Source organism: Actinoplanes utahensis (assembly GCF_016862455.1).
Classification (GTDB): Bacteria; Actinomycetota; Actinomycetes; order Mycobacteriales; family Micromonosporaceae; genus Actinoplanes; species Actinoplanes utahensis.
Window position 1 is genome coordinate 75,910 of record NZ_BOMZ01000111.1, and the last position, 10,458, is coordinate 86,367.

9 protein-coding genes are annotated in these 10,458 nt (G+C 72.9%); 4 read left to right on the forward strand and 5 right to left on the reverse strand.

Annotated features, from left to right (window positions below):
* Nucleotides 1-14 precede the first annotated feature (14 nt).
* Entirely contained in the window at nucleotides 15-1,541 is a 1,527-nt protein-coding gene (arfA, locus tag Aut01nite_RS39785; protein ID WP_043526475.1) for an arabinosylfuranosidase ArfA, read from the forward strand.
* 198 nt (nucleotides 1,542-1,739) lie between these two features.
* A complete protein-coding gene (locus Aut01nite_RS39790; RefSeq protein ID WP_052163882.1) occupies nucleotides 1,740-3,359 on the forward strand; it encodes a beta-1,3-glucanase family protein in 1,620 nt (539 codons plus the stop codon).
* A gap of 62 nt (nucleotides 3,360-3,421) precedes the next feature.
* On the opposite strand, the gene Aut01nite_RS39795 is transcribed toward Aut01nite_RS39790, so the two are convergent.
* Complete coding sequence (locus Aut01nite_RS39795; protein ID WP_043526477.1) at nucleotides 3,422-4,576, reverse strand: hypothetical protein; 1,155 nt, start codon at nucleotides 4,574-4,576, stop codon at nucleotides 3,422-3,424.
* A 121-nt stretch (nucleotides 4,577-4,697) separates the two neighbouring features.
* Between Aut01nite_RS39795 and Aut01nite_RS39800 the strand changes: the two genes are divergently transcribed.
* Together Aut01nite_RS39800 and Aut01nite_RS39805 are read left to right on the forward strand one after the other, a co-directional pair.
* Nucleotides 4,698-5,351 carry a SemiSWEET transporter gene (locus Aut01nite_RS39800; RefSeq protein WP_043526479.1) on the forward strand — a complete coding sequence of 218 codons (654 nt, stop codon included), beginning with the start codon at nucleotides 4,698-4,700 and terminating at the stop codon, nucleotides 5,349-5,351.
* A 302-nt stretch (nucleotides 5,352-5,653) separates the two neighbouring features.
* Nucleotides 5,654-6,601 (forward strand): GlxA family transcriptional regulator, encoded by a 948-nt coding sequence (locus tag Aut01nite_RS39805; RefSeq protein ID WP_204037911.1) that lies wholly within the window; start codon nucleotides 5,654-5,656, stop codon nucleotides 6,599-6,601.
* A 435-nt stretch (nucleotides 6,602-7,036) separates the two neighbouring features.
* Here Aut01nite_RS39805 and Aut01nite_RS39810 read toward each other — a convergent pair whose 3' ends face one another.
* The 4 genes from Aut01nite_RS39810 to Aut01nite_RS39825 all read right to left on the reverse strand — a co-directional run bounded on the left by Aut01nite_RS39810 (nucleotide 7,037) and on the right by Aut01nite_RS39825 (nucleotide 10,190).
* Nucleotides 7,037-7,774 carry an SDR family oxidoreductase gene (locus Aut01nite_RS39810; RefSeq protein ID WP_043526483.1) on the reverse strand — a complete coding sequence of 246 codons (738 nt, stop codon included), beginning with the start codon at nucleotides 7,772-7,774 and terminating at the stop codon, nucleotides 7,037-7,039.
* Nucleotides 7,775-8,095: 321 nt separating this feature from the next.
* Nucleotides 8,096-8,707, reverse strand: a complete 612-nt coding sequence (locus Aut01nite_RS39815) for a hypothetical protein (RefSeq protein WP_043526485.1) — start codon at nucleotides 8,705-8,707, stop codon at nucleotides 8,096-8,098.
* Nucleotides 8,707-9,402 (reverse strand): hypothetical protein, encoded by a 696-nt coding sequence (locus Aut01nite_RS39820; RefSeq protein ID WP_043526487.1) that lies wholly within the window; start codon nucleotides 9,400-9,402, stop codon nucleotides 8,707-8,709. Before Aut01nite_RS39820 ends, Aut01nite_RS39815 begins: the two co-directional genes overlap by 1 nt.
* Before the next feature lie 53 nt (nucleotides 9,403-9,455).
* A complete protein-coding gene (locus Aut01nite_RS39825) occupies nucleotides 9,456-10,190 on the reverse strand; it encodes a cobalt-precorrin-6A reductase (RefSeq protein WP_083999175.1) in 735 nt (244 codons plus the stop codon).
* Between the last annotated feature and the right edge of the window lie 268 nt (nucleotides 10,191-10,458).

Sequence of the window (10,458 nt, forward strand, 5' to 3'; positions counted from 1 at the left end):
AAAAGGACACAACAATGCTCCGTGCGCGTGTCGCATTGAACCCGGCCGCCGTCGTGGCGCCGGTCAGCCGCCGGACCTTCGGCTCGTTCGTCGAGCACATGGGCCGCTGCGTCTACACCGGAATCTACGAGCCGGGTCACCCGCTCGCCGACGAGGACGGCTTCCGTACCGACGTGCTGGCGCTCGCCCGCGAACTCGGTGTCACGATGGTCCGCTACCCGGGCGGCAACTTCGTCTCCGGTTACCGCTGGGAGGACGGCGTCGGCCCGCGTGAGCAGCGGCCACGCCGCCGGGACCTGGCCTGGCGCAGCATCGAGACCAACGAGGTCGGCATCGACGAGTTCGCCAAGTGGGCGGAGAAGGCCGAGGTCGAGATCATGTACGCGGTCAACCTCGGCACCCGCGGTGTGCAGGAGGCGCTCGACGTCCACGAGTACGTCAACCACCCGGAGGGCACCGCGCTCAGTGAGCAGCGGCGGGCCAACGGGGCGGAGAAGCCGTACGGCATCAAGCTCTGGTGTCTCGGCAACGAACTGGACGGGCCCTGGCAGACCGGGCACAAGACTCCGGAGGAGTACGGGCTCCTCGCGGCCGGCACGGCCCGGGCGCTGCGCCAGGCCGAACCGGACCTGGAACTGGTCGCCTGCGGCAGCTCGTCCTCGTCGATGCCGACGTTCGGCACCTGGGAGTCGACGGTGCTGGAGCACGCGTACGACCTGGTCGACTACGTCTCCTGCCACGCGTACTACGAGGAGCACGACGGCGACCTGGGCTCGTTCCTGGCGTCCGCGGTCGACATGGACTTCTTCGTCGACAGCATCGTGGCCACCGCGGACGCGGTCGGCGCCCGGCTGAAGAGCACCAAGAAGATCAACCTGTCGTTCGACGAGTGGAACGTCTGGTACCTGTCCCGCTTCCAGAACGCGCCGCTGCCGGAGGAGTGGAAGGTCGCCCCGCCGGTCATCGAGGACCAGTACAACGTCGCCGACGCGGTGGTCGTGGGCAACCTGCTGATCTCGCTGCTGCGGCACAGCGACCGGGTCACCGCGGCGTGCCAGGCGCAGCTGGTCAACGTGATCGCCCCGATCATGACCGAGCCCGGCGGCCCGGCGTGGAAGCAGACCATCTTCCACCCGTTCGCCAAGACGGCCGCCCTGGCCAAGGGCGACGTGCTGCGGGTGCACATCGACACCCCGACCTACGAGACGGCGAAGTACGGCGCCGCCCCGCTCGTCGACGCGGTCGCCACCCACGACGCGTCCACCGGCGACGTGACGCTGTTCGCGGTCAACCGGGACGTGGCGAACCCGGTGGAGTTCAGTGTGGACCTGAGCGCGTTCGGCGCCGGCCTGACGGTCGCCGAGGCGTGGACGCTCGCCGACGACGACGTCTACGCCAAGAACTCCAAGGACGCCCCGGAGCGGGTCGTGCTGCGCCCGATCGGCGAGGTCCCGGGTGGTTCGGTGGCGCTCGACGGTTCCACCGCCACCCTGACCCTGCCGAACGTCTCCTGGAGCGCCATCCGCTTCACCCGCGCCTGATCCCGCGCGCCACACCGGCCGGCTCCTACCGCCAGGGGAGCCGGCCGGTTCCGTCATCCCCGGCTGGAAAAACTGTTATCGGTGATGGGGAGAATACGTCAGCGATTTAGACCTTAAAGGACCCTTAAAGCCTCTGGGAGAGCGGTTTCACAGGACGGATGATGGCGGCGTTCCCCTGCCTTTGGAGGTCGCACCCCCATGCGCCGTAAACGGAGCCTGATACTGGCCGCCACCGCCGCCGCGCTCGCCACCGCCTGGATCGCCCTGCCCGCCTCCGCCGCCGCGCCCACCGCCGGCGTGCGCACGGTGTCCGACTGGGGCACCGGCTGGCAGAACGAGGTGACCATCACCAACTCGGGCGCGTCCCCGATGACGTCCTGGAAGGTCGAGTTCGACCTGCCGGCGGGCAGCACGGTCGGCAGCTTCTGGGAGGCCGACATGGTCGCCACCGGCAGCCACCGGACCTTCACCAACCGTTCCTGGAACGGCACCGTCGGCGTCGGGGCGAGCGTGACGTTCGGCTTCGTCGGCACCGGCGCGCAGCCGATCAACTGCACGCTGAACGGCGCCCCCTGCGGGGGAGGACCGGCGGCGACGACCGCGCCCACGACGGCGGCTCCCACCCGCACCGTCCCCACCACGACGGTCCCCACCACGACGGTCCCCACGGCGACCGTCCCCACCACGGCCGCGCCGAACACTCCGGCCGCCGCCGTGCCGCCGGCCGGTGATCTGCTGCCGGTCACGGTCACCAACCGGAGCGGCCGCAGCGGGCCGGTCTACCTCTACGTGCTCGGCGTCAACCTGGCGACCGGCAAGCTCGGCTACGTCGACGCGGGCGGCGCCTTCACCCCGTGGACCGGAGGCGGATCGGTTCCGGCGCCCGCCCCGGACGTGTCCATCCCCGGCCCGGCGAACGGCGCGAGCACCACGATCAAGGTGCTGAAGAACATCTCCGGCCGGATCTACTTCTCCTTCGGCCGCAAGCTCGACTTCCGGATCACCGCCGGCGGCCTGGTCCAGCCGGCGCCGTGGGCGGGCGGCGACCCCAACCGGGACATCCTGTTCGACTGGAGCGAGTTCACCCTCAACGGCTCCGGGCTGTGGCTGAACAGCTCGCAGGTGGACATGTTCGCGGTGCCGCACGTCGTCAGCGTCACCGGCGGCAGCGGCGTCACCAGCCGGACCGGTGAGCTCGTCCCCGGCGGGCGGCAGAAGGTGATCGACGCGGTCCGGGCGAACCCCGACTTCGCGAAGAGCGTGGTGACCGGAGCCGACGGGACGGTGCTGCGGGTGCTGGCCCCCGGCAAGGCCGCCGACGCCGGCCTGATGAGCGCGAACCATCTCGACTCGTACATCGCGAGCGCGTGGAACGCGTACACCACCAGGAATCTGACCGTCGTGCCCTTCGGCGACCGCCCGCACGTCAAGTACGTCGGCCGCACCTCCGGAACGGTGATGAACTTCACCGACGCCGGTGGCCGGACCGTGGCGTCGTTCACCCGGCCGTCCACAGCGAACGTCTGGGGCTGTGACGGGGCGCTCGCCGCACCGAACGACCAGGTCGTCGGGCCGATCGCCCGGACCCTGTGCGCGGCCCTGTGGCGCACCACCCTGGGCCGGATCGACACGCAGCCGGGCGGGACCGCCGCCGACTTCTACACCGGCGGGCCGGCCAACCCGTACGCCAAGGCCATCCACGCCACCATGGTCGACGGAAAGGCGTACGCCTTCGCCTTCGACGACGTGCAGAACCAGGAGTCGCTGGTGCACGACGGCGACCCGCGCGCGGCCGGCATCACGCTGACCGCCTTCTGACGGCGACGGGCCCCGGTCCGCTCATTCGGGCGGACCGGGCCCCGGAGGATCACCGCGGCCCCTCACAGCGGACGGTAGGCGATCTCCGGGTCGAGCAGCGTCACCCAGGACGGCCGGTACGCGGGCAGCCGGGCGTCCATCTCCTCCCGCAGGTTGGTGCGCCACGGGCCGGACACGCCGTCGTCGTGCCACCACGACGGCCACGAGTCGTACCGCCGCTCCACGTGCACGCCGGTCGCGCTGGTCTCCACCCGCAGGAACAGCCACCTGCCGTACCGCGGATCCGACTCGGCCCGGCGCAGCGCCCGGACCAGCTCGGTGAGCTGCCGGAACGCGGCGTACCGCTCCTCGCCGGGCCGGTCCGCGGGTGGGTTCGCGCCCGGCTGCGCGCTGAAACTCGTCGCGTCGGCGTACGCCAGCAGCGTGCACCGCCCGTCGCCGTGCGGCGCCCGGTCCTGCAACCAGGAGATCAGGGTGTCCAGCTCGGCGGTGGCCGGGGGAGCCGGCCGGGACGACTCGGGCGCGTCCCGCATCGCCGACCAGACCAGCCGGTCGTGCTCACCCTGGCTCAGCCGCCGCACCCGGCGCATCGGCGGCCGCCGGCCCGGCTCGATCCGCGGCGCGGCGCTGCCCGGCGCCAGACCGCCCCGGGCGGCGACCGCCAGGGCCGCCTCCGGCTCCGGCACCGGATCACCGAGCAGGCCGGTGAGGTGGGCCGCGGACACCTGGGCGCGCACCGCGGCGGCGAGCAACCGCTCGGCGGCCGGCCGGGAGCCCAGCCGGGCCAGCGCGGTGATCGTGTTCTCGGTGGTGAGCAGCGGCCCGGCCATCTCCGCCATCCCGTCGGCCAGGCCGTCCCGGTACCGCACCCGGGACCAGCGCCCGCTCTCGTGCCAGATCACGAAGCCGAGTGTCTCCCGCTCGGCGAGCGGAACCAGCGCGTCCCACGGCAGCCAGTCCGGGGCGCCGGTGAGCAGATCGAGCGGCGGGTCGGACGCGGTGGTCGCGCTGTGCTCCCGGTGGTGGCCGTAGAGCACCGCGCGCCGGCCGTCGAGCAGCGCGAACCGCGCCCAGCTCCCGTCCTCGTCGTCCCGCGCGGCGCCGAACTCGTCGATCGTCCAGGTGCCGGGCCGGCCGATGGCGGTGTGCGTGGTGCTCAGCGTCGCCCAGCGTGTCCAGAGCAGTCCGGGCGCGGGCAGGTCCACGTCGGTCAGCATCCGTCCACTGTGCCAAATGTGAGCGGGGTGGCGTCACCCCCCGGGTGCTCTTGTGGTGCGGGCGGTAGCGGGACCGGTGCGAGCGGTCAGCGCCGTCCGGTCCGCGCCGAACTGCCCGGCGATGCTTACCCACGTCTTCGGCCTTCTCGGCGCCGCGCTGTCCATGTCCATCGCCTGGCCGCAGGTCTACCGGTCCTGCGTGCGCCGCCGCACCGGCGGCCTGTCGGCCACCGCCTGCATGCTGGCCGTGGCGATGCCGCTGGGCTGGGTGACCTACGGGCTGCTGATCGGTGACCGTTTCCAGGTGGTGACGAACGCGGTCAGCGCGTCGACCGGTGTCGCCATCCTGATCGCGCTGCTGGTGACCCGTCCCGCCGTCCGGTCCGGCCGGGCGCTGCTGGCGAGCGTCGGCGCCGCCGCGGGTGTGCTGCTGGCCGTGACGGCGATCGCCGCGTCCGCCGCCCTGCCGCAGGTCAGCGGGCCGCGGGCGGCCGCGATGCTGGGCACCGTGCTGGCCGCCATCTCGTTCGTCTCGGCGATTCCGCAGCCGCTCGCCCTGCTGCGCGACCGGGACCAGGACATCTCCGGGCTGTCCCCGGTGCGCTGGACGCTCGCCGCCTCGGCGTGCGCCTCCTGGTTCGCCTACGGCCTCGGGGTGGGTCAGCCGGCCGTGTGGGCGTCCGCCCTCGTCGGCCTGACCAGCGCGCTGACCGTCTGCGGCGTGCTGTTCACCCGCCGCGCCGGCGCGGGCGTGCGGGTCCTGGCCACCGCCTGACTCGCACCGGGTTCCTACGATGCTCTTCTCCGCAGCCGGGCCGGTGTTCGTGGGCGGTCCGGCTGCGGAGTCCCGGTGGCCGGGCGTCGCTCACGCGCGGCGTCCGTTGTCGGAGGGCTTCCAGTCGGCGCTGTCGCGGCTGTCCGCGGGCAGTCCGGCGATCGAAGTGATCAATAGTAGGACGAAGAAGACAACCAGTGCGATTTCCATGACTCAACTGTCGCGCTGTTCCGTGCGCCGGAACAGTGGCAGGAATGCCATACATCTTCAATAAACTGCCAACCTGCGGGTAGGGTGGCCACATGTTGAGAAGCGTCGCTGTGATCGCGTTGCCCGAGGTGGCAGTCTTCGAGCTGGGCGTCCTCTGCGAGCTGTTCGGCTATGACCGCACCCCCGAGGGCCTGCCCGGCTACGAGTTCTCGGTCTGCAGCGTCGGCCGCGCCCCCGTGCGCACCCACGCCGGGTTCAGCATGACGCCGGACCACGACCTCACCCCCGCCGAGACCGCCGACCTGATCGCCATCGCTCCCAACGACATCCAGGACCCGCCCGCCGAGGTCGTCGAGGTGCTGCAACGGGCGCACGCCCGCGGCGCCTGGATCATGAGCGTCTGCACCGGCGCGTTCACCCTCGGCGCCGCCGGGCTGCTCGACGACCGCCGCTGCACCACCCACTGGCGGCACACCGACGCCCTCGCCGAGCGGTTCCCCCGAGCCAAGGTCGACCCCGGCGTCCTCTACGTCGTCGACGACAACATCCTCACCTGCGCCGGCACCGCCGCCGGGATCGACGCCGGCCTGCACCTGATCCGCGAGGAGCAGGGCTCCGCCGTCGCCGCCCAGATCGCCCGGCGCATGGTCGTGCCACCCCACCGCGACGGCGGCCAGGCCCAGTTCATCGAGACACCGATGCCGTCGATCTCCTGCGAGACCCTCCAGCCGCTGCTCACCCACGTGCTGGAAACCCTGGACCGGGCACACACCGTCGACACCATGTCCGACCTGGTACACATGGCCCCGCGCACGTTCGCCCGCCGCTTCCGTGCCGAGACCGGCGCCACCCCGCACGACTGGCTCACCAACCAGCGCGTCCTGCTGGCCCGCCGCCTCCTCGAGGACACCGACCTCGGCATCGACGCCGTCGCCGCCAAGGCCGGATTCGGCAGCGCCCAGAACCTGCGGCACCATTTCACCCAGCGGTTGTCCACCACGCCGCAGGGCTACCGGAGCACCTTCAAGACCAAGATCTGATCTCTTTTCGTACGCTCGGGGCCGCCCCCGCCGGACCCCACCGTCCCGGACCACCGCGCGAGGCGGACCCCGCTCCGGACCGACCCGCGACCGGCGGGCTGAAGCGGCCCACACGGTCACCCCGGCAGGTGACCGCCCCGCCGGGCCTCTTCCGCGCCGGGCCCCCCTCTGCCCGGATCTTTCCGCGTCGGGCCGCGACTCCGCCCGGGTTTCTTCCGCGCGGGGCGGCTGTGCGGCCCGGGTTTCTCGCGCGTCGGGCCGCCACTTCGCCCGGGTTTCTCGCGCGCCGGGCCGCCACTCTGCGATTCTCGCGCGTTGGGCGGCCGTTCGGCCCGGTTCTCTGCCGCGCCCGGCCGCCACTCTGCCTGCCTTTCTCGCGCGTCGGGTGGCCGTTCGGCCCGGGTCTCTGTCCCGGGCCGGGCGGCCGTTCGTCGGTCAGGACTCGTTCGCGGCGAGCCAGGCGGACAGAGTGGTCCGGCCCAGATGCGCCGACGGGCCCGCGACCAGCGCGTCCACCGGCACGTCGGCGCCGAAGAACGGCTTGCCGTCACTCTTCACCCGCTGCCCGGGCGCGGCCAGCCGGCGGCCGATCTCGTCCATCGCCAGTACCTCCGGCCCGGCGGCCTCGACCGTCCCGCCCGCCGGGTCGCCCTCGGCGATCTCGACGAGATGCGACACCAGGTCGGACAGGGCGATCGGTTGCACCCGCACCGGGCCCAGCCGGATCTCGTCACCCTCGGTGTTCGCCTGCAGCAGGTCCCCGAGGAACTCCAGGAACTGCGCCGCCCGCACGATCGTGTACGGCACCTCACCGGCCCGGACGGCCGCCTCCTGCGCCAGCTTCGCCCGGTAGTAGGCCAGATCCGACGCCCGCTCCAGCCCGATGATCGACAGCACGACGTGGTGCCGGACGCCCGCCTTGCCGCCCACCGCCGTCAGGTTCTCCGACGTGACCCGGAAGAACTCCGTCGCCGCCGCCTCGTCCCGCGACGGCGGGTTCGTCACGTCGATCACCACGTCCGTGCCCGCGAGGGCCTCCTCGAGCCCCACCCCGCTGAACGCGTCGATCCCGGTCGACGGCGACGCCGGCACCGCCTCGTGACCGCGCCCCCGCAACGCCTCGACCAGAAGCCGCCCGGTCTGCCCGGTTCCACCCACCACGACGATCCGCATCTTCGGTTCTCCTCCACTCGCATGCCGTCAGCCCCGCCGCGGTCGGCGCCGAGCGGGTCCGGAAACAGGGACGAGACGGCTCACCGGAATGTGACAGGGCCCGCGGAGGATCGAGGTGAACCCGCCACCCCGGCGCCGCGCCACCTCACGGATCAGCACCGCGACACCGCCGTACAACGGCCGAGGGCTGCGGCCCGGCCTGCGGCGGCTGCCGTCAGTCGCCACCTGAACCTCGCTTCACTTCCGCCGGGTCCCGGGTTCAGTGGCGGGGGAGTCGCCGGGTCCCGGGTTCAGTGGCGGGGGAGTCGCCGGGTCCCGGGCTCAGCGGCGGGGGAGTTCGCTCCGGGCCGCGGAGAGCCAGTCCAAGGCGTACTCGAGGTCGATCGCGGCGGCCCGGCGGCGGTAGGACCGACGACCGCGAGCGGTGGCCGCACACGCCTCGATCCGCCGGCGGAAGGCCGTGTACCGGTAGATGTCGTCGATCGGCGCCGGCCCGCCGGCATCGTCGTGGTCCCAGCGGCGGCGCAGACGCCGCACCACCGCCGCCGGGATCAGCGCCGCCCAAACCGCCACGACGGCGGCCACCGCCAGCGGCAGCGGCCGGGCCACCGCCGGCCAGCCCGCCCAGACCAGTGCCACCGCCACCACGGCGCCGGCCACGACCCCGGCGGTCACCCCGACCGGATCGCCGATCAGCCCCGGCGCCCGGGTCCGCCCCGCCGCCGTACGGACGTGCTGCCGCACCTGACCCAGCCGGGCGAACCCCACCCGATCCGGTCGATCCGCCACCCAGTCCCGGCTTTGCGCGTCGGTGATCACGGCATCGAGATCCCGCTCGATCCGGGCGGGCCGCGGCACGGTCTCGCCGGAGAACGGATCCTCCCGCACCGCCGCCCACGACCGCCAGGCCCGGGAGTACCGGTGCGCGGCCATCAGGCCGGGTCCTTGCGCAGGTCGTCGAGATGCCGTTCGACGCAGTCGATGGCCTGGCAGAGAAGCTGATCAGCGGCGGCCAGACGGCCCACCACCGGATCGGTCCGCAGGCTCCGGCGCAGCCGGGGAACCGTCCAGTTCGCCGATCCCGCCTGCCGCATGGCCGCCGACACCAGCCGCACCCGGGCCCGGGACAGCTCGTCCGCCACCGTCGTCAGCCGTTCCGCCGGCGAGGCCGAATCCGCCTCGGCACCCGATGGCGCCGGCGACATCGATGCCGGACCATCCGGAATCGGGACGGACGTGGGTGGCCGTGAGCGGGCCGCGCGGGCCAGGCGCCGGCGGCCCACTGTGGATCTCACGGGCCGCGCGGCCCACAGCGACAATCCGAGTGCCGCCGGCAGCGCGGCTCCGGTGACGGCCAGGACACCGGCGGAACCGAGACCCGTCGCCCCCGCGAGCGCCGCCGACCCGAACACCACCAGGAACGTCACCAGCGACACCGTGATCACCCGAACCGGCGCGGGGAGCACACCCGCGGCCTCGGTGAGCGTGCTGTCGAAGGCGGCCAGCCGGGCGCACGCCGAGCGGACCCACACCTGACCGGTGTCACCCGCCGCGCCGATCCCGGCCAGCGCGTCGGCGGCCGTCGTGCGGACGGCGGCGAGTTCGGCGTACAGGGCGGAGCCGGCCATGTTCCGAGCGTCGCACCGCACGCCCCGTCGCGCAGCCCGGAGACTGTCGTGTTTCAGCGCCCCCGCTGTCGAAGCCACGTCGCGGCGTCGTCCGCTGTGGACACCGTGTCGGCGGCGGGAGCGGCCGGGCGATCCACCATCAGGACCGGGATCTCCAGTTCACGGGCCGCGACCAGCTTGGCGCCGGAACCGCCGCTGTCCTTGGTGACGAGCACGTCGATGCGATGCCGGATGATCAGCTCCCGTTCCCCCGCGACGGTGAACGGGCCCCGATCGAGCAGTACCTCCATCCGCCGCGGCATCGGGGCTTCCGGCGGCTCCACCGACCGCGCCAGGAACCAGCAGCCGTCGTGTTCCGCGAAGCTTGCCAGGCCCTGCCGCCCGGTGGTCAGGAACACCCGTCGTCCCCGCTGCGGCAACAGGTCCGCCGCCTCCGCCAGCGACGCGACGCGGTGCCAGTCATCGCCCGGCCCGGCGCTCCAGCCTGGCCGCCGCAGGACCAGCAGGGGTACGCCCACCGCCGCGCACGCCTCGAACGCGTGCTCGCTCATCGTCGCCGCGAACGGGTGCGTCGCATCGACCACCACGTCGATCCGTGTCTCCCGCAGGTACGCCGCGAGCCCCGTCACCCCACCGAACCCGCCGATCCGTACGTCCCCCGCGGGCAGCAGCGGATCCCTGGTCCGCCCCGCCAGCGAACTGACCACGGTGAACTCCCCGGCCACCAGCCCCGCCAGCCGCCGCGCCTCCGTGGTCCCGCCCAGCAACAGCACTCTCACCCGCGGCATTCTCCCAGCCGGAAACCGTCCACACAGCCGAGGCCGCTGGCTTTCTCGCCCGGGGGAGCAGGCGTGCCGGCTTTCTCGCCCACGGGACCAGGTGTGCTGACTTTCCCACCCACGGGACAAGGCGTGCCGGCTTTCTCTCCCACGGGAGCAGGTGTGCTGACTCCCTTACCCGGGCAGCAGGTGTGCTGACTTTCCCACCCACGGGACAAGGCGTGCTGACTTTCTCGCCCACGGGAGCAGGTGTGCTGACTCTCTCACCCACGGGAGC

What these genes read in the sequence shown, in the direction of transcription:
- arfA (WP_043526475.1), top strand. Translation starts at nt 15, where the DNA reads ATGCTCCGTGCGCGTGTCGCATTGAACCCGGCCGCCGTCGTGGCGCCG.
- Aut01nite_RS39790 (WP_052163882.1), top strand. Translation starts at nt 1,740, where the DNA reads ATGCGCCGTAAACGGAGCCTGATACTGGCCGCCACCGCCGCCGCGCTC.
- Aut01nite_RS39795 (WP_043526477.1), bottom strand. Translation starts at nt 4,576, where the DNA reads ATGCTGACCGACGTGGACCTGCCCGCGCCCGGACTGCTCTGGACACGC.
- Aut01nite_RS39800 (WP_043526479.1), top strand. Translation starts at nt 4,698, where the DNA reads ATGCTTACCCACGTCTTCGGCCTTCTCGGCGCCGCGCTGTCCATGTCC.
- Aut01nite_RS39805 (WP_204037911.1), top strand. Translation starts at nt 5,654, where the DNA reads ATGTTGAGAAGCGTCGCTGTGATCGCGTTGCCCGAGGTGGCAGTCTTC.
- Aut01nite_RS39810 (WP_043526483.1), bottom strand. Translation starts at nt 7,774, where the DNA reads ATGCGGATCGTCGTGGTGGGTGGAACCGGGCAGACCGGGCGGCTTCTG.
- Aut01nite_RS39815 (WP_043526485.1), bottom strand. Translation starts at nt 8,707, where the DNA reads ATGGCCGCGCACCGGTACTCCCGGGCCTGGCGGTCGTGGGCGGCGGTG.
- Aut01nite_RS39820 (WP_043526487.1), bottom strand. Translation starts at nt 9,402, where the DNA reads ATGGCCGGCTCCGCCCTGTACGCCGAACTCGCCGCCGTCCGCACGACG.
- Aut01nite_RS39825 (WP_083999175.1), bottom strand. Translation starts at nt 10,190, where the DNA reads ATGCCGCGGGTGAGAGTGCTGTTGCTGGGCGGGACCACGGAGGCGCGG.